The sequence below is a fragment of the Kribbella hippodromi genome (assembly GCF_039531045.1).
Taxonomy (GTDB): Bacteria; Actinomycetota; Actinomycetes; order Propionibacteriales; family Kribbellaceae; genus Kribbella; species Kribbella hippodromi.
This window is the reverse complement of sequence record NZ_BAAAPH010000020.1, coordinates 32,584-49,420: the sequence shown is the minus strand read 5'-3', so window position 1 is coordinate 49,420 and position 16,837 is coordinate 32,584. Positions and strand designations below refer to the sequence as shown.

Sequence of the window (16,837 nt, the reverse complement as noted above, 5' to 3'; positions counted from 1 at the left end):
TGCCCATGTGACAGATGACTTGAAGGCCGCCGCCGAAGCCTGGCTGCGCGAGGACCCTGACCCTGATACCCACGCCGAGCTGGAACACCTCCTGGCCGCCGGGGAGACCGCTGAGCTGGCCGATCGCTTCGCCGGCACCCTCGAGTTCGGTACGGCGGGACTGCGCGGTGCCGTCGGCGCCGGCCCGAACCGGATGAACCGGGTGGTCGTGATCCGCGCCGCCGCCGGCCTCGCGGCGTACCTGAAGGCGCAGGGGCGTACGGACGGCCCGGTGCTGATCGGGTACGACGCGCGCCACAAGTCCGATGTGTTCGCCCGGGACACCGCCGCCGTGATCCGCGGCGCCGGCCTGGACGCCGTACTGCTGGACCGCCCCGCCCCGACCCCCGTGGTTGCCTTCGGGATCAGGCACTTGAAGGCTGTCGCCGGCGTGGTCGTGACCGCGTCGCACAACCCGCCGCAGGACAACGGCTACAAGGTCTACCTGGGCGACGGTTCGCAGATCGTCCCGCCGGCCGATGCGGACATCGCGGCCGCCATCGCCGCGGTCGGCCCGCTGGCTGACGTACCGCGCGGCGACGACTGGCAGACGACCGGTGACGACCTCCTGGACGCGTACCTGGATCGCATCGCCGAGCTTGTCCCAGCGGATGCCCCGCGGGACCTCAAGGTCGCGTACACCCCACTGCACGGCGTCGGACGCACTTTGGTCGAGGCGGCCGTCGCCCGGGCCGGGTTCGAGGCGCCGCGGGTGGTGCCGTCCCAGGCCGACCCGGACCCCGACTTCCCGACCGTCTCCTTCCCGAACCCGGAGGAACCGGGCGCGATCGACGCCGCGCTCGACCTGGCCCGCGAGATCGGCGCCGACATCGCGGTCGCGAACGACCCGGACGCGGACCGTTGCGCGGTGGCGATCCCGGACCCGGCCGCCGCGGACGGCTGGCGGATGCTCCGCGGCGACGAGCTCGGCGCCCTACTAGGCGAGTTCCTGCTGAGCCAGCGCCCGGACGGTGTCGCCGCGTGCTCGATCGTGTCGTCGTCACTGCTCGGCAAGATCGCCGCCTCGTACGACGTCAAGTACACCGAGACGCTGACCGGCTTCAAGTGGATCGGCCGCGTACCGGAGCTGGTGTTCGGCTACGAGGAAGCGCTCGGCTACTGCGTGGACCCGGCGGCCGTGAAGGACAAGGACGGCATCTCGACGCTGGTCCGCGTACTGCAGCTGGCCGCGCAGGCGAAGGCGGCGGGGCGTACGTTGCTGGACTTGCTGGACGATCTCGCGATCAAGCACGGACTGCACGCGACCGATCAGCTGTCGGCACGGGTCGAGGACCTGTCCTTGATCGGCGCCGCGATGGACCGGCTCCGGGCCACACCACCGGCAACACTGGGCGAGTACACGGTCGAGCGGATCGACGATCTGAGTCAGGGGTCGGCGGCACTGCCTCCGACGGACGGGCTGCGGTACACGCTGTCCGCGGGCGCACGCGTGGTCGTACGCCCGTCGGGGACGGAACCCAAGCTGAAGTGCTACCTGGAGGTCGTCGTGCCCGTGACCAGGGACGTGGCCACGGCGCGCACCACGGCGGCAGCAGCGTTGGCAGCCATCAAGACCGATCTGGCTGCCGCGGCAGGTATTTGAGAACAGAACACCTGGCGGGTGGTTCGGTTCCCGATCAGCGGGCGGCGGCGGCCGCCTCGGCTGCCTCGGCGTGCAAGGAGCTCTGCAGCGACGAGTGCAGGATGCGGAGCGTGCTGGTGGACTGCATCAGCGCGTCCCGCTCGTCCGGGTTCCGGTTCGCCAGCGCGGTGATGTCGTTGATGCTGGCCTCGATCCGGGCGATCCGGTCCGCGACCGTACCCTCCTGGCTGCTGGCCTTGCGGATCGCGTCCGACGTGACCGTCCAGACGTCTTCCTTGTCGTTGGTCCGCCGGGACATGTCCACCATCTGGCTGAGCGCGGCCAGGTCGTGGTCGACCTGGGTGCGCTCGACCGGCGCGGTGATGCCGACAGTGGCCTGCCGCAGCCGGGTGACGTGCCCGGACAGCTCCGACCAGGTGCTCCGACCGCTCTTGATCTTGTCCAGCACCTTCGCGTACTCGGTGTTGAACTCGTCGTAGTTCACTTTGACTCCTGCTCGTTCGACGATCGACTCAGAACTCTAGGGCGTGCGCACCGAAAACTTGTAGCCACACGATCGCAGATCGTGCAGGTGTCGCCAAAACGCAACAGCCGCCCGGTACGCCAACGCGTACCGGGCGGCTGAGTTACGTCAGGACTTCAGCGGGTGATCAGGAGACCGCGCTGGAGGCCGCGTTGAAGGTGTTGCAGCGACCCGCGTAGGTCTTCGAGCTGGCCGCGTAGAAACCGGCCTGCGACCACCAGCCGTGGTTCTTCATCGAACCGTGGTCACGGGCACCGCCCGACTGGTCGCCGGAGTGCTGCACCAGGTAGACCCACTGCTGGTACAGGCCACCGCTCATCGGGTAGTAGCGCTTGTTCGCGCCGATGTCGGCCGAACCCAGGCAGGACGCCTGCAGCTCACGGCGACGGCTCTCCTCCATCTGGCCGGCGTACGTGCTGATCGCCCGCTGACGCTGCCAGGAGGCGCCCAGGATCCCGGTCAGGAACTGGACGTGGTGACCGTACTCGTGCGACAGCGTGTTGGTCGCGTACGCCCGCGCGAACGTCGGGCTCTGCTTCCAGAAGTTCGTCACCGTGTAGGTCGGGATGTACAGCAGGCCGTTGCCGTAACCGCAGTAGAACGCGGTCCCGCCACGCACCACGCCACACGGCGAGTTGACCGCGCTCGACTGGTGGAAGATCAGCCGCGGGGCGACCTTGTACGCCGCGCCGGCCTGCTTCAGCGGCAGCGCCCAGGAGGCGTAGATGCACTTGAACAGCTGGGTGTCGTACGCCACGACGCCGGCGTGGGTACGCAGGGAGACGTTGACTTCCTTGCACTTCGACGGGGTGATCGGGCCCGTCTTGTACAGGCGGTTGTAGCGGACGACGTTGGTCGTCGAGGCCTTCGTCGTCAGGCCTTCACCGGCCGGCGGCGGGCCGGCGACCATGCCGGTGCCGTCCAGCAGGATCGGCTTCGGGGTCGCGGCGGCCTGGGTGGCGGCGGTGCTGACCGAACCGGCGGTCGCGGCGGTGGCCGCCGAGCCGGAGGTCTGCGCTGCCTGGGCGGGCAGCACCAGCGTGGCGGCGAAGCCGGCCAGGACACCGGCCGTCGCCAGGCCACGCAGGGTGGTGCGGGAGAGGTTGACCATGAGCTCCACTCTCGATGTGTCTTAGGGACCTGTCAGCCCAATCCTGGGTGCACAAAGGTTCACCCGGGGCCGGACACGGGGTCGGACGCAGCGATTCTCGCCACAGTTCCCCGTCAGGAGGGCAGTTTCGCACCCAGGAATCGCAGGTGGTCAGGCAGCATGCGCCGCCAGTAGCCGGGCGTGTGCCGGCCGGGCTGCTGACCGCCCGCCGCGCGCAGCTCGTCGCGCAGCTCCAGCGCGGTGTCCGCGAACGGATCGTCCCGGCCGCAGTCGATCCGGACGGCGACCTCGCGGAATCCGTTGGGGCGCCCAAAGACCTGGCTGCGCTCGAAGTCGCCGGCGTCGTCGAAAGCACCCGGCTGCGCCTCGGCGTACGTCCGCCACAGCGCCGGGCTGAGCGCGCTGACCGCGACCGCCTGGACCTCCGGGCGTACCCGTCGCTGCCACGCCTGCAGTGCGACCCAGAGCAGCGCGCCGTACCCGCCCATCGACCAGCCGAAGACGCCGTACCGGTCGATCCGAAGACCGCGCTTGGCCAGCAACGGGAGGAACTCCTCGTTGAGCATGTACTGGGTGTCGTTCCCGTCCGCCCGGTGATGCCAGTAACTGTCCTGGCCGCCGTCTACGGTGGCGATCGCGAACGGGCGGGTGCCGGCTTGTACGGCCGCGGTCAGGTACTTGTCGATGCCGAGGTCGTTGACCGCCGAGGTGTGGTCGCCCCCACGACCGTGCAGGACGAGGACGACCGGAAGCTCGGCCGACGTGGCGTACCCGTCCGGGTACAGCACGCTGTACCCGACCCGGGTTCCGCGGCCGTACGACTCGAAACTGCCCGACACCGCCGGCCCAGCCGGTACATCAGGCACCACCCCGTCCGGCCCGGTCAGCCCAAGTGCGTCGTGTACGCGCGCCCGGCCCGGAATCACACCGGTCTCCAGCGCGGCCACCGCCCCGACACCTGCCACGCCCGCCGCCACCCCGGTCCGGAGCAGCACTCGCCGGGTCAGCACCGGCTCAGCGGACCAGCGCCGCGACGATGGCGACGACCGCCAGCACCCCGACCAGGATCAGCTCGGGTCGCGCCCAGCGGGTGATCACCTCACCGGTGGACTGCGCGGCGTACTGGTCCTGGTGGGTCTCGATCCGGTTCACGACGAAATCGGCCTTGGAGATCGAGCTGTCGGCCGCCAGCTTGCGGCCGCCGACGCGCTGCTTGCGCATGTCCCGCATCACCAGCTGGACGCCGGGAGCGCGGTACTTGTTGTCGCCGGTGTGCACCCGGAGGATGTCGGTGATGTCCACGCCGGACACTGCCGACCAGGGGATCTCGTGGTCGCGGAGATGGTTACGCAGCAGCAGCTTCTCGGGGCTGAGGGTGACCGACGGGCGCATCAGGCCGACGTACGCCAGCACCATGAAGATCCCGATGATGCTGCCCACCAGCAGCCCACTGGCAGTCCGCCACTCCAGGATCACGTCGAGCAGGCCGAGGGCCCCGATCACCAGCACGATGCTGCCGGTGATCCGGTTCGACGCCGACATGTAGTACTCGCTCTCGGGCGACTTCGGCTTCACTCGCCCAACGTAGCCGAGGCCCGGCGATCCGGCGACCAGCGATCCGGCGACTAGACTGCCGGGCGTGACCACACTCGACAGCGGCGTCGACACCCTGGCCGACGTGACCTCGTCCGAGGACCGGCTGCGCCGGTTCCTGCTCGGGCTGCCGGGCGTCGACCAGGTCGGCGCCGAGGCCCGGGCCGCCACCCTGAGCACCCGCTCGATCAAGACCAGCGCCAAGCAGTACGCGCTGGACCTGGCGATCCAGATGATCGACCTGACCACGCTGGAGGGCCAGGACACCCCGGGCAAGGTGCGCGCCCTGTGTGCGAAGGCGAAACGGCCCGACCCGGCCGACCCGACCGCGCCGCAGGTGGCCGCGGTCTGCGTGTACCCGGACCTGGTCGCGACCGCGAAGCGCGAGCTGCAGGGCTCCGGGATCAACGTGGCGAGTGTCGCGACCGCCTTCCCCAGCGGGCGTTCCAGCCTGGCGATCAAGGTGCAGGACACCAAGGACGCGGTCGCGTCCGGCGCCGACGAGGTCGACATGGTGATCGACCGCGGCGCCTTCCTCTCCGGCCGGTACGCGATGGTCTTCGACGAGATCGCCGCGATCCGCGAAGCCGCCGGGGACGCGCATCTCAAGGTGATCCTGGAAACCGGCGAGCTGGTCACGTACGACAACGTCCGCCGGGCGTCCTGGCTGGCGATGCTGGCCGGCGCCGACTTCATCAAGACCTCCACCGGCAAGGTGTCCCCCGCGGCCACGCTGCCGGTGACGCTGGTGATGCTGGAGGCGGTCCGCGACTACCACGAGGCCACCGGGCTGCACATCGGCGTCAAGCCGGCCGGCGGCATCCGGACCGCGAAGGACGCGATCAAGTACCTGGTCACCGTGAACGAGACGGCCGGACCGGACTGGCTGGACCCGGAGCTGTTCCGCTTCGGCGCCTCCAGCCTGCTGAACGACCTGCTGATGCAACGCACCAAGCTGGCCACCGGGCACTACCCCGGCCCCGACTACTTCACCCTGGACTGACGGCATGAGCAGATTCGAGTACGCCCCCGCGCCCGAGTCGCGGGCGATCGTCGACATCAAGTCGTCGTACGGGCTCTTCATCAACGGGCAGTTCGTCGACGCGACCGACGGGAAACCGTTCAAGACCGTGTCGCCCGCCTCCGAGGAGGTGCTGGCCGAGGTCAGCGAGGCCGGTCCGGCCGACGTCGACAAGGCCGTGCGCGCCGCCCGGAAGGCGTTCGACAAGGTCTGGGGGCCGATGAGCGGCAAGGACCGGGCCAAGTACCTGTTCCGGATCGCGCGGCTGATCCAGGAGCGCGCCCGCGAGCTGGCCGTGCTGGAGTCCCTGGACAACGGCAAGCCGATCCGGGAGTCCCGCGACGTCGACATCCCGCTGGTGGCCGCGCACTTCTTCTACTACGCGGGCTGGGCGGACAAACTCGAGTACGCCGGCGTCGGTGACGATCCCCAGCCGTGGGGTGTGGCCGGCCAGGTGATCCCGTGGAACTTCCCGATGCTGATGCTGGCGTGGAAGATCGCGCCCGCGCTGGCGGCCGGCAACACTGTCGTCCTGAAGCCGGCCGAGACCACGCCGCTGACCGCGCTGGCGTTCGCGGAGATCTGCCGGCAGGCCGATCTGCCGCCGGGTGTGGTCAACATCGTCACCGGCGCGGGCCGCACCGGTCAGGCGCTGGTCGAGCACCCGGACGTGGACAAGGTCGCGTTCACCGGCTCCACCGACGTCGGCCGGGCGATCGCGCGCTCGGTCGCCGGGACCCGCAAGGCGGTCACGCTGGAGCTCGGTGGCAAGGCGGCGAACATCGTCTTCGAGGACGCCCCGATCGATCAGACGATCGAGGGCATCGTCAACGGCATCTTCTTCAACCAGGGCCACGTCTGCTGCGCGGGCTCCCGGCTACTGGTCCAGGAGAGCGTGTACGACGAGGTGCTCGCGCGGCTGAAGCGCCGGATGAGTACGTTGCGGGTCGGCGATCCGCTGGACAAGAACACCGACATCGGTGCGATCAACTCGGCCGCCCAGCTGGCGAAGATCCGGGAGCTGTCGCAGATCGGCGAGGACGAAGGCGCCGAGCGCTGGTCGCCGGAGTGCGAGCTGCCGGCGAACGGCTTCTGGTTCCCGCCGACCGTGTTCACCGGCGTCTCCCAGGCGCACCGGATCGCCCGCGAGGAGATCTTCGGGCCGGTGCTCTCGGTGCTGACGTTCCGGACCCCGGCCGAGGCGGTCGAGAAGGCGAACAACACCCCGTTCGGGCTGTCCGCGGGGATCTGGACCGAGAAGGGTTCCCGGATTCTCTGGATGGCGAACCAGCTGCGCGCCGGCGTGGTCTGGGCGAACACGTTCAACCGCTTCGACCCGGCCTCGCCGTTCGGCGGGTACAAGGAGTCGGGCTACGGCCGCGAGGGCGGTCGCCACGGTCTGGAGGCCTACCTTGCCCACTAACGAAACGCCGAGGCTGGAAGTGCGCAAGACCTACAAGCTGTACGTCGGCGGCGCCTTCCCCCGCAGCGAATCCGGCCGGTCGTACGTCGTGAACAATGCCAAGGGCAAGTTTCTCGCGAACGCGTCGCAGGCCTCCCGCAAGGACGCCCGGGACGCGGTGGTCGCGGCCCGGAAGGCGTTCAACGGCTGGCACGCGCGGACGGCGTACAACCGTGGTCAGGTGCTGTACCGGATCGCCGAGGTGATGGAGGGCCGGCACCAGCAGTTCAGTGCCGAGGTCGCCGCCGGTGAAGGGATCTCGATCGGCAAGGCGCGCGCGGTCGTGGACGCGTCGATCGACCGCTGGGTCTGGTACGCCGGGTGGGCCGACAAGCTCGCCCAGGTGGTCGGCTCCAGCAACCCGGTGGCCGGGCCGTACTTCGACTTCTCGTTGCCTGAGGCAACCGGTGTGGTCGCGGTGCTGGCGCCGCAGGACTCCAGCCTGCTCGGGCTGACCAGCGTGATCGCGCCGGCGATCGTGTCCGGCAACACGGTGGTCGCGGTCTCCTCGTACGAGCGCCCGCTGCCGGCTGTCACGCTCGGCGAGGTGATGGCGACCTCGGACGTACCCGGTGGCGTGGTGAACATCCTCACCGGCTCCGCCGCCGAAATCGGCCCCTGGCTGGCGTCGCACCAGGACGTGAACGCAATCGACCTCTGTGGCGTCTCGTCCGACGACGAGGCCCGCGAGCTGGAGATCGCCGCCGCCGGAAACCTCAAGCGCGTACGCCGCCCGGCCGACGAGGACTGGACCGCCGACCAGGGCCTGTCCCGCCTGACCCAGTACCTCGAACTCAAAACCGTCTGGCACCCGATCGGAGTCTGAACAAGGTGATCCAGCCAGGCGACCGGGTGGCAATCGTCTCGCCGTCCGGTGGATTGCCGGAGATCTTCCCGCTGCCGTACGAGCTCGGTCTGCGCCGGCTGCGGGACGACTTCGGCCTCGAACCGGTCGAGTACCCGACCACTCGCAAGCTCGGCAGCACGCCGGCCGAGCGGGCGGCCGATCTGCATGCGGCCTGGTCCGATCCGTCGATTCGCGCGGTGTTCGCGTCCATTGGCGGTTCGGATCAGGTCACCGTACTGAAGCACCTGGAGCCGGCGGTGTTCCGTGCCGATCCGAAGCCGTTCTTCGGGTACAGCGACAACACGAACCTGCTGAACTTCCTGCATTCGCTGGGGCTGCCGGGGTACTACGGCGGCAGCGTGATGGTTCAGTTCGGGCGCGGCGGTGCGATGCACCCGGACACCGAGCGGTCGTTGCGGGCGGCGATGTTCACGCCGGGTGAGTTCGACCTCACCCCGGCCAAGGGCTGGACCGACCACGACCACGACTGGGCAAACCCGGCGAATCTGGAGACTGAGCCGCCACTGTTCCCGGGGACCGGCTGGCGCTGGAGCGGTTCGCGGACGGTCAGCGGGAAGCTCTGGGGCGGCTGCATCGAGATCATCGACTGGCAACTCGCCGTGAACCGCTGGATGCTGCCGACCGAGTCGTACGGTGGCGTGCTGTTCCTCGAGACCAGCGAGGACATGCCGACCGGCCAGCACGTGTACTGGATGCTCCGCAACCTCGGCGAACGCGGCCTGCTGGAACGGTTCGACGCGGTTCTCTGGGGCCGGCCGAAGTCGTGGGCCTTGGACCGGCGGCTGACCCCGGAGCACTCGGCCGAGTACGTCACCGGCCAGTACGCGGCGGTCGACCGGGCGCTGGCCGAGTACAACCCGGAGGCGGTCGTGGTGAAGGGGCTCGACATCGGGCACACCGATCCGATGCTGACGCTGCCGTACGGCGGCCAGGTCCGGGTCGACCCGGCCGCGGAACGGATCACGGTCGTGTACTAGCGGACGACTGTTCTCGTCAGGGCTGGGTTGGGGTTGGGGTAGCAGGCGACCGGGGCGGTGGTGGTGATGAACTTCCACTTGATCTTGGCCTGCAGGGTGAGGCCGGGGTCGTCGTAGCTGCTGCCTTTGAGTCTGGTTTCGACGGCGGTGCCGCGGCCGCCGGATCGGAGCCGCACGCTCAGCGTCGGCAGCTCGTAGCTCGCGCCGCCGGGGATCGGGCCGGGCACTTTGACGATCACGACGTTGCCGTCGCGCTGGATGCTCGGCGTGGAGTTGAGGCCGGAGCCGCCGGACAGGCTCGCGCTGAGGTAGACGGAATTGGCCGGGACCGGCACTCGCAGCGCCAGGTCGCGGACCTCCTGGAGCTTGAAGCCCTTGACCTCGCCCGGGAGCGCACCCGGCTGCAGGTCGACGGCGATGGTGAAACGGGTGTTGGGGCGTACGGTGGCCGGCGCCTTGGCGTTGACGCCCTGGCGCAGGGACAGAGTGTGCTGGCCGAACTTGGTGTTCGCCCGGCAGGAGTAACTCGCCACCGGCTGAGCAGCCTGGGCGAGCGGGAGTTGGACAGTGAGCAGCGGAAGAACGGCGAGCACCACAAGACTGCGGTAAGTAGCCATGAAACTACTCTATGCAGTCAGGATGCGAAGAGGAACCAGCCGCCCACGCCTGCCGCTACGAACACCACCGGCAGCGCCAGCAGGAACCATCGGCGCATCCGGCGCCGGCGTCGTACCGGCGCGTCGGTGGCGACCGTCGTGTCCAGGTCGTCGTCCGTGATCGCGGTCCGCTCCTCGGCCCGCAGCGGAGCCTCCTGCTCCAGCCGGTACGCCTCCGCTTCCAGCCGGTCGGCCAAGGTGTCCGCGCGCTCCCACCGGTCGGCGACCCGGTACGCGAGTGCGCGCCCGAAGACGTCGTCCAGCTGGCCGACCGAGTCGTGCAGGACGGAGCGCAGGCTCGGCGGCGGGAGATCGGGGTCGCGGTTCAGTACGTCGCCGATCGATCCCGCGGCGTACGGCGGATGACCGGTGAGCAGCGCGTACGTCACCGCACCGATCGCGTAAATGTCCGCGCGCTCGTCGAATCCGCCGTCGCCACGGCTCTGCTCAGGAGCCATGTACGACGGCGTGCCGACCGCCTGGGTCAGCCCGGACGCCTCGGCGGCCCGTTTCGCCAGGCCGAGGTCCGCGAGCACGATCCGGTGCGTACCGCCGCCGGCTTCGTCACCGGCGCGGAGCAGCAGGTTCGCCGGGGTGACGTCGCGGTGGACGACGCCCTCGCTGTGCAGGGCCGCTACCGCCCGGGCCAGGTCGGCGCCCCACCAGAGCGCGTCCACGGCGTCCAGCCGGCCCTGCCGGAGCACGTCTGCGAGGGTGCCGCCGCCGACGTAGTCCATCACGAAGTACGGGCGGCCGTCGTCGAGTTTGCCCAGGTCGAAGACCCGGACCACCCGGTCGCTGGCGATCCGGCGCATCAGCCGCGCCTCGGACAGGAAGCGTTCGCGCACGTCGGCGCGGGACGCCCAGTTGTCCGCGAGGATCTTGACGGCGACGTCGACGTCCAGGTCGTCGTCGTACCCCCGCCACACCGTCGCGAACGCACCGGCGCCGACCTTGTCCCGCAGCCGGTACCGCCCGATGACATCCATTCCAGCTATTGTCGGTCACAGCGAGCTCATCCAACACTGGGGGACGATGAACGACGAGCTTGAGGTTCTGGGCGCTCGGGCTGCTTCGGGCGATCAGAGCGTGCTGCCGGAGCTCCTGCAGGCCATCCGGCCGCAGGTGCAGCGGCGGGTGGCCAAGTTCCTGCCGTACCGGGAGGACGCCGAGGAGGCCGTCCAGGACACCCTGCTCCAGGTCGCGAACAAGGTGCACACGTTCAAGGGCACCGGCAGTTTCGCCGGGTGGGTGACGATCGTCGCCACCAACCAGGCCCGGCAGACATACCGCTCACTCAAGCGCCGCGCGGTCGAGCAGTCCGCCGAGATGCTGCCCGAGTCCGTCGACCCGCGGACCACCTCGGTGATCGCGGGCTCCCGGCTGGACCTCCTGGAAGCGCTCGAAGCGCTGGAGTCCAGCCACCCGCAGCTGGTTCAGCCGCTGGTGCTGCGTGATCTCGGCGCACTCACGTACGCCGAGATCGCCGACGAGCTGGATGTCCCGCTCGGCACCGTCAAGGCCCGCATCCACCAGGCCCGGAAGGCCGTCGCGGAACGGCTCACCGTCCGCTGAGCACCCTCACCGTTCGCTGAACGCCCTCATCGTCCGCTGAACGCCTGGCGGACCGCCAGCGTCCGGCGCAGGTCGTCGAGGAAGTCCGCGGTCTGCCGGCGGATGCCCGAGACCACGTCGGCGTTCCCGATCAGCGCCTCGGCCGGGGCGATCAGCGCCGGGTCGATCGCGTACCGCGGTGCGATCCGGCGTACGGTCAGGCTGACCACCATCCCGGCCCGGATCTCGCCGGTGCGGGGGATGTCGGCGAAGAAGCGCTCGACGTACGGAGCCGTGACTCCGGACTGCATCGGGTGCCAGAAACCCTCGGCCGCGGCCAGCAGCTCCTGCACACCGATCGACGGGTCGGTCATGATCCGCGCCCAGGCCGCCTCCTTGCCGTCCGGCAGCGCGGCCCGGCACCGGGCGGCGTGGTTCACGCCCTCGGTCGACTTGTCCCGGCCGAGCTCCGCGTCGATCTCGTCCGCCCCGAACGCGCCCAGCCGGACCAGCCGCAGGGTGATCGACCAGCGCAGATCCTGGTCGATCACCAGACCGTCGGGGCCGGCCGAACCGTCCAGCCACGACTGCAGCAACTGCGCGTCGTCGGTGGTCGCGACAACCCCGCGGGCGGTGATCAGCTGGAGGCTGCTGCCGGGCTCGGTGGTTGCCAGTTTGTTGCTCAGGGCCTCGGCAATCGGGCCGCGGGCGGTCTCGTAGTCCAGGTAGCCACCGAGTACGCGGTCCTCGAGCCAGCGGATCAGCGAGCCGACCGCGATGTCGCTGTCCTCGGCCGGCAGCGCGGCGCGGAACAGGGCGAGCGCCTGCCGCGGGTCGAGCTCCGCGTCGGCGACCGCGTCCCGGATCGAGTTCCAGATCACCGCCCGGGTGGTGCTGTCCGCGATCGTTGGCAGGACCCGCGGCAAGGCCTCGAGGCTGGCCGGATCGAGCCGGATCTTCGCCCAGGTGTCGTCACCGGCATCGGGCACCACCACATCATTGCCCAACGCAACTTCTACCGAATCGTTGGTCAACTCAACGTCAACCAAGCTGACGGCACCGTCCGCGGCGTACCCACCGACGCTCAGCTTGTGCAACCGGCGCGACTCGTCCGGGCTCTTCCGGTGCAGAACGACACCAGTGTCCGTACGCTCGACCGTGATCGTGTCCGCACCAGCGGTCCGCAACCATTGGTCAACCCAACCGTCGAGCCCATGTGCACCGGCCTCGGTGAGCTTCGCGACGAACTCGTACAGGTCGGCGTTGCCGTACTCGTGCGCCTCCAGGTGTGCGTTGACGCCCTTCAGGAACACGTCGTCGCCCAAGTACTTCGCCAGCTGTTTCAGGACAGCCGCGCCCTTCGCGTACGAGATGCCGTCGAAGTCGTCGAGTGACTGGCGGGCGTCCTTCAGGCTGTCCGGTGCGACCGGGTGCGTCGAGCTGCTCTGATCGGTCTGCAACCCCCACCACTTCCGCACGAACGCGAAGTCGGTCCAGTTGCCGCCGTAGCTGGTCGCGTCCTCGGTCACGCGGTGCGCCATGTACTCGGCGAACGACTCGTTCAGCCACATGTCGTTCCACCACTTCATCGTGACCAGGTCGCCGAACCACATGTGCGCCATCTCGTGCACGACGATCCGCGCCCGGGTACTGCGTTCCGCCTCGGTCGCCTGCCCGCGGTACAGCAGGCCGTCGGTGAAGGTCACGCAGCCCGGGTTCTCCATCGCACCGAGGTTGAAGTCCGGTACGAACACCTGCCAGTACTCGCCGAACGGGTACCGCGCGCGGAACAGCTGGTGGTACGCGTCGAAGGCTTCCCCAGTCGTCCGGAACAGGTCCTCGGCGTCGCGATCCAGGTACTCCCGCAGCGACTGCCGGCAGGCCATGCCGAGCGGGATGCCGTCGTGCTCGCTCCGGAGCTGGTGGTACGGCCCGGCGACGAGCGTGACGAAGTACGTCGACAGCGGCTTGGTCTCGGCGAGCGTCCACTCCCCCGGCGCGGTCCGGGTGGCGGCGCCGTTGCCCAGCACGATCCAGTCCTCGGGGCACTTCACCGTGACCGTGTACGGCGCCTTGAGGTCGGGCTGGTCGAAGCACGGGAAGTACCGCGGCGCGGACTCCAGCGACGACATCCCGTACGTGTAGACGCGGCCGTCCGCGGCGTCGACGGATCGCACCAGACCCTCACCGTCCGCGGAGTACTTCAGCTCGGCGGTGACGACCAGATCATTCTCCGCCTGCAAGTCGGTCAGCGGGTACCGTCCGCCGTCGAGTGCACTCGGATCGAGCGACTGCCCGTTCAGGAAGACGGAGATCAGCTGCTCGGGCTTCACGTCCACCCAGGTAGTGGCACTCGTCGCTCCGAAGCGAATCCGGCTGCTCGCCACGAACGTGTCGCCTTCGCCGGTCAGGTCGAACGACACCTCGTACGACCGCAGGCTCAGGTCCGCCGCCCGCTGCCGGGCCTCTTCTACTGTCAACGCACGCATGGGATGAACGCTATCCCTCGCCGCCGGTCACCTCGCGGCGCGCGGTGTCTGCTGCCAGCGCGGTGCTTGCTACTAGAGACGCGACCGCGCGGATCTGCTCGTCCTCCGTGCTAGCCAGTACGCCCGCGATCAGGTCGGCGTCGGCAGGCTCGGCGAGCGTGGTCAGTACGTTCAGCGCACTCAGGTGGTCGAAGCCGGCCTGGATGTCGTCGCTCGCCTCGACCGGCGGCCGGGACAGGATCTCGCGGGCCACCTGCCGTACCTCATCGGCCATCGGTTCGAGCGGGTTGCCGCCGCTCAGCTGGGTGTACGCGGCCGCGACCTGGTACATGTTCAGCGCCCGGCAGACGGTCGGGATGTTCGCGCTGTGCAGCAGCGCGCCGAACGCCTGCAGGGGGATGTCCACGCTCATGTAGGCACGCTAGCCGCCAGGTGCAAGTGCTCGGCGAGCAGGTGTACGGACTCTGGCGCATCGGTGGCGTAACAGAGCAGATGCCCGCGGGTGGACCAGGCGTCCTGGAGCGGGCAGATGTCCACGTCGGCGTTGGAGTGCACGGCCCGGCGGGGTACGACGGCCAGCCCGGCGCCCGCGGTCGCGAGCGTGATCAGGGCATGCAGTGTCGGGACCAGCGTGCGGTAGCGGGGCGCCGGTGCGTGCCGACCCAGTCGTTCGTCCATCCATTGGCTGAGCGGTGAGTGGCGGTCCAGTCCTACCAACGGGTGCTCGGCCACTTCCGCGTACGCGATCGAGGCGCGGCCCGAAAGGATGCCGCCGGATTGGCCGATCACGACCAGCGAGTCGTCGGCGAGCGGTTCGGTCCGGAGCTCGGTCGGTTCGTCGTCGAGGATCACGCCGAGATCGGCCTCACCCGCGGCGAGCAGCCGTACGCTGCGGACCGTCCGCCGCTCGGCCACGTTCACGTCGTACTCGGGGTGGTCGCGCAGGAACGTCGCCAGTGCGAGCGGTACGAGCTGGTGCATCGCGGACCCACCGGCGACGAGCCGGATCGGGGCGGTACGGGCGACCGCGTACGAGGCGACCGCGCTGTCGAGGCGGATCGTTTGCGCGAGTACGTCACGGGCGTGCCGGGCGAGCGTGGCGCCCGCCGGAGTGAGCCGTACGCCGCGACGCTCGCGCACCAGGAGCGGTACGCCGGCCTGCGCTTCGAGCGCTCTGACCCGCGCACTGGCCGAAGGCAGACTGAGGTGCATCATCCGGGCGCCGCCGGTGATCGAGCCTTCTGCCGCCACATTCGTGAACAGTCGGAGGTCGTCCAGGTCGTACCGCATGGGATCAGCCTACGCCTCAGCCTTAGGCTGGGTACGGGGATCGCGCATTGTGGCGAACCGGCCCAAGCCTGATCCTCGAAGGGTGCTGCTGATCCTCCTGGCCGGTGTCGTGGCCGGCGCGCTGAACGCCGTCGGCGGTGGCGGGAGCTTCGTGGCACTGGCCGCGCTGGTCTCGGCCGGGATGCCGCCGGTGACCGCGAACGCGACCACGACGGTCGCGATGCTGCCGGGGAACGCGACCAGCGCGTGGGTCTATCGGCGGGAGATCGAGGGGATCGGGCAGCCGTCGCGGACGCGGCTGACGCTGGCGAGCGTGCTGGGCGGGGCGCTCGGTGCCGGGTTGCTGTTGTGGTTGCCGTCGGCATCCTTTGATGCGGCGGTTCCTTGGTTGCTGGCGTTCGCGACCGTCGTGCTGGCGTTCGGGAAGCGGGTCAGCGCGGCGCTTCGGTTGGGTCGGCCGGGGCCTGCCGTCATCTTGGCCGGGCAGTTCTTGCTGGCGATTTACGGTGGGTATTTCGGTGGGGCGGTCGGGTTGATGATGCTCGCGTTCTGGACCGCTACGACCTCGCTGGATCCGGCGCGGGGGAATCCGTTGCGGGTGATTCAGGTCGCGGCCGTGTACCTGACCGCTGGGGTGGTGTTTGTGTTCGCGGCTGATGTGTTGTCGCAGCCGGTCGCGTTGGTGGCGATGCTGGGCGGGGCGATGATCGGTGGGTACGCGGGCGCGCAGCTGGTACGACGGATGCCGGCGCGGGTGCTTCGTACGCTCGTGCTGACGACTGCGGTGCTGATGACCGCGGTGTTCTTTGTCCGGGCGTTCGGATGAACCGCGCTCAACTGGCCGTGGCGTACCAGGCCTGTGAGGTGGCCGATCTTGCTGCCGCGCTGGTGCACAACCCGCAGGAAGCAACAGAACAGGCCGCTCGGGTACTAGCCGCCGCCCAGTCGCTGGTTGCGGCCGCCAACCACCTCAGCACCGGCGAACCGCCGACCGACCCACTGCAGTTGTTCGCGTACGAGCACCCGGAAGAGGCAGCTGCGGACATTGCCAGCTGGCTAGAGCGGACTACTTGAGCTGCTGCTGTTCACGCTCTTTGCGGAGGTACAAGCCGGCTGCTGTGGAGACACTGGTGAGGAGCCAGACGCCGACGCCGGCGTCGTCGGTGACGCCGATGATCGGGAGCAGGTCGGGGATGATGTCGATCGGTGAGACCAGGTAGACCAGCGCGAGCAGCCAGAGGAACGTGCGGCTCTTCGGCAGGTCCGCGTATGTGCCGCGGCGGACGTCGCGGAGCAGTCTCGGCAGTGCCTGCGCCCGCTCGATCACGTTCCCGACCGGGACCGGCTCGCCGCGCGCGATCTTCCGCCGCCGCACCACGCGCCGGCGCCACACCCCGAGCGCACCGACGCCGACGCCGATCACCAGCAGGCCGACGCCCACTCCAACCGCGGGCACGCCGAGCACGTCGCCGTCGCGGAACACCAGCGTCAGCAACCCGATCAGCGCAATCAACCCACCGAAAGGCACCATCCACCAACTGTAGGCGGTCGGCAGCCCGACAGTACGTATATCCCCACTACCCCAGCTCCAGCCGCCCCGCCCCGCCTGCTGCGGCGCGCAGCAGACGTATACGTACTGTCGAGCTGCCGG

Annotated in this window: 18 protein-coding genes; 8 read left to right on the top strand and 10 right to left on the bottom strand. The window is 69.5% G+C overall.

Annotation, left to right across the window (positions count from 1 at the left end):
- The first annotated feature begins 7 nt into the window (after positions 1–7).
- Positions 8–1,642: a phospho-sugar mutase gene (locus tag ABD260_RS27475; protein WP_344237898.1), complete on the top strand. Its 1,635-nt coding sequence runs from the start codon at positions 8–10 to the stop codon at positions 1,640–1,642.
- Positions 1,643–1,676: 34 nt separating this feature from the next.
- On the opposite strand, the gene ABD260_RS27470 is transcribed toward ABD260_RS27475, so the two are convergent.
- The 4 genes from ABD260_RS27470 to ABD260_RS27455 all read right to left on the bottom strand — a co-directional run bounded on the left by ABD260_RS27470 (position 1,677) and on the right by ABD260_RS27455 (position 4,851).
- A complete protein-coding gene (locus ABD260_RS27470) occupies positions 1,677–2,126 on the bottom strand; it encodes a hypothetical protein (protein WP_184836555.1) in 450 nt (149 codons plus the stop codon).
- A gap of 166 nt (positions 2,127–2,292) precedes the next feature.
- Entirely contained in the window at positions 2,293–3,276 is a 984-nt protein-coding gene (locus ABD260_RS27465) for a neutral zinc metallopeptidase (RefSeq protein ID WP_344237894.1), read from the bottom strand.
- Positions 3,277–3,389: 113 nt separating this feature from the next.
- The gene (locus ABD260_RS27460; RefSeq protein WP_344237892.1) at positions 3,390–4,286 is read right to left on the bottom strand and encodes an alpha/beta hydrolase; all 897 of its coding nucleotides are present in this window, start codon (positions 4,284–4,286) and stop codon (positions 3,390–3,392) included.
- A gap of 4 nt (positions 4,287–4,290) precedes the next feature.
- Positions 4,291–4,851: a PH domain-containing protein gene (locus tag ABD260_RS27455; RefSeq protein WP_344237890.1), complete on the bottom strand. Its 561-nt coding sequence runs from the start codon at positions 4,849–4,851 to the stop codon at positions 4,291–4,293.
- Between the two features lie 64 nt (positions 4,852–4,915).
- Here ABD260_RS27455 and deoC point away from each other — a divergent pair, with 64 nt between their 5' ends.
- From deoC to ABD260_RS27435, 4 genes are read left to right on the top strand one after another with little or no spacing between them, the layout of a single operon-like run.
- Positions 4,916–5,872: a deoxyribose-phosphate aldolase gene (gene deoC / locus ABD260_RS27450; RefSeq protein WP_344237888.1), complete on the top strand. Its 957-nt coding sequence runs from the start codon at positions 4,916–4,918 to the stop codon at positions 5,870–5,872.
- A 4-nt stretch (positions 5,873–5,876) separates the two neighbouring features.
- On the top strand, positions 5,877–7,313 hold the full coding sequence (locus ABD260_RS27445) for an aldehyde dehydrogenase family protein (RefSeq protein ID WP_344237886.1): 1,437 nt from the start codon (positions 5,877–5,879) through the stop codon (positions 7,311–7,313).
- Positions 7,303–8,178, top strand: a complete 876-nt coding sequence (locus tag ABD260_RS27440; protein ID WP_344237884.1) for an aldehyde dehydrogenase family protein — start codon at positions 7,303–7,305, stop codon at positions 8,176–8,178. The genes ABD260_RS27445 and ABD260_RS27440 overlap by 11 nt, the downstream gene beginning before the upstream one ends.
- Before the next feature lie 5 nt (positions 8,179–8,183).
- The gene (locus tag ABD260_RS27435) at positions 8,184–9,197 is read left to right on the top strand and encodes a S66 family peptidase (protein ID WP_344237882.1); all 1,014 of its coding nucleotides are present in this window, start codon (positions 8,184–8,186) and stop codon (positions 9,195–9,197) included.
- On the opposite strand, the gene ABD260_RS27430 is transcribed toward ABD260_RS27435, so the two are convergent.
- Together ABD260_RS27430 and ABD260_RS27425 are read right to left on the bottom strand one after the other, a co-directional pair.
- Positions 9,194–9,814 carry a hypothetical protein gene (locus ABD260_RS27430; RefSeq protein ID WP_344237880.1) on the bottom strand — a complete coding sequence of 207 codons (621 nt, stop codon included), beginning with the start codon at positions 9,812–9,814 and terminating at the stop codon, positions 9,194–9,196. The genes ABD260_RS27435 and ABD260_RS27430 overlap by 4 nt on opposite strands.
- A gap of 17 nt (positions 9,815–9,831) precedes the next feature.
- The gene (locus ABD260_RS27425; RefSeq protein ID WP_344237878.1) at positions 9,832–10,842 is read right to left on the bottom strand and encodes a serine/threonine-protein kinase; all 1,011 of its coding nucleotides are present in this window, start codon (positions 10,840–10,842) and stop codon (positions 9,832–9,834) included.
- A 46-nt stretch (positions 10,843–10,888) separates the two neighbouring features.
- Here ABD260_RS27425 and ABD260_RS27420 point away from each other — a divergent pair, with 46 nt between their 5' ends.
- Positions 10,889–11,428: an RNA polymerase sigma factor gene (locus ABD260_RS27420; RefSeq protein WP_344237876.1), complete on the top strand. Its 540-nt coding sequence runs from the start codon at positions 10,889–10,891 to the stop codon at positions 11,426–11,428.
- Between the two features lie 26 nt (positions 11,429–11,454).
- Here the strand turns inward: ABD260_RS27420 and pepN are convergent, their stop codons facing one another.
- From pepN to ABD260_RS27405, 3 genes are read right to left on the bottom strand one after another with little or no spacing between them, the layout of a single operon-like run.
- On the bottom strand, positions 11,455–13,896 hold the full coding sequence (pepN, locus tag ABD260_RS27415) for an aminopeptidase N (protein WP_344237874.1): 2,442 nt from the start codon (positions 13,894–13,896) through the stop codon (positions 11,455–11,457).
- Between the two features lie 10 nt (positions 13,897–13,906).
- Positions 13,907–14,308 carry a hypothetical protein gene (locus ABD260_RS27410; RefSeq protein ID WP_344237872.1) on the bottom strand — a complete coding sequence of 134 codons (402 nt, stop codon included), beginning with the start codon at positions 14,306–14,308 and terminating at the stop codon, positions 13,907–13,909.
- Positions 14,305–15,186, bottom strand: a complete 882-nt coding sequence (locus ABD260_RS27405; RefSeq protein ID WP_344237870.1) for a LysR family transcriptional regulator — start codon at positions 15,184–15,186, stop codon at positions 14,305–14,307. The genes ABD260_RS27410 and ABD260_RS27405 overlap by 4 nt, the downstream gene beginning before the upstream one ends.
- An 82-nt stretch (positions 15,187–15,268) precedes the next feature.
- Here ABD260_RS27405 and ABD260_RS27400 point away from each other — a divergent pair, with 82 nt between their 5' ends.
- Complete coding sequence (locus ABD260_RS27400) at positions 15,269–16,012, top strand: sulfite exporter TauE/SafE family protein (RefSeq protein WP_344237868.1); 744 nt, start codon at positions 15,269–15,271, stop codon at positions 16,010–16,012.
- Positions 16,009–16,260 (top strand): hypothetical protein, encoded by a 252-nt coding sequence (locus ABD260_RS27395; RefSeq protein ID WP_344237866.1) that lies wholly within the window; start codon positions 16,009–16,011, stop codon positions 16,258–16,260. Before ABD260_RS27400 ends, ABD260_RS27395 begins: the two co-directional genes overlap by 4 nt.
- On the opposite strand, the gene ABD260_RS27390 is transcribed toward ABD260_RS27395, so the two are convergent.
- Positions 16,253–16,717, bottom strand: coding sequence for a YkvA family protein (locus ABD260_RS27390; protein ID WP_344237864.1), 465 nt, complete (start codon positions 16,715–16,717; stop codon positions 16,253–16,255). The two genes, ABD260_RS27395 and ABD260_RS27390, sit on opposite strands and share 8 nt — an antisense overlap.
- Positions 16,718–16,837 lie beyond the last annotated feature (120 nt).

What these genes read in the sequence shown, in the direction of transcription:
- ABD260_RS27425 (WP_344237878.1), bottom strand. Translation starts at nt 10,842, where the DNA reads ATGGATGTCATCGGGCGGTACCGGCTGCGGGACAAGGTCGGCGCCGGT.
- ABD260_RS27445 (WP_344237886.1), top strand. Translation starts at nt 5,877, where the DNA reads ATGAGCAGATTCGAGTACGCCCCCGCGCCCGAGTCGCGGGCGATCGTC.
- ABD260_RS27395 (WP_344237866.1), top strand. Translation starts at nt 16,009, where the DNA reads ATGAACCGCGCTCAACTGGCCGTGGCGTACCAGGCCTGTGAGGTGGCC.
- ABD260_RS27430 (WP_344237880.1), bottom strand. Translation starts at nt 9,814, where the DNA reads ATGGCTACTTACCGCAGTCTTGTGGTGCTCGCCGTTCTTCCGCTGCTC.
- ABD260_RS27390 (WP_344237864.1), bottom strand. Translation starts at nt 16,717, where the DNA reads ATGGTGCCTTTCGGTGGGTTGATTGCGCTGATCGGGTTGCTGACGCTG.
- pepN (WP_344237874.1), bottom strand. Translation starts at nt 13,896, where the DNA reads ATGCGTGCGTTGACAGTAGAAGAGGCCCGGCAGCGGGCGGCGGACCTG.
- ABD260_RS27465 (WP_344237894.1), bottom strand. Translation starts at nt 3,276, where the DNA reads ATGGTCAACCTCTCCCGCACCACCCTGCGTGGCCTGGCGACGGCCGGT.
- ABD260_RS27420 (WP_344237876.1), top strand. Translation starts at nt 10,889, where the DNA reads ATGAACGACGAGCTTGAGGTTCTGGGCGCTCGGGCTGCTTCGGGCGAT.
- ABD260_RS27405 (WP_344237870.1), bottom strand. Translation starts at nt 15,186, where the DNA reads ATGCGGTACGACCTGGACGACCTCCGACTGTTCACGAATGTGGCGGCA.
- ABD260_RS27410 (WP_344237872.1), bottom strand. Translation starts at nt 14,308, where the DNA reads ATGAGCGTGGACATCCCCCTGCAGGCGTTCGGCGCGCTGCTGCACAGC.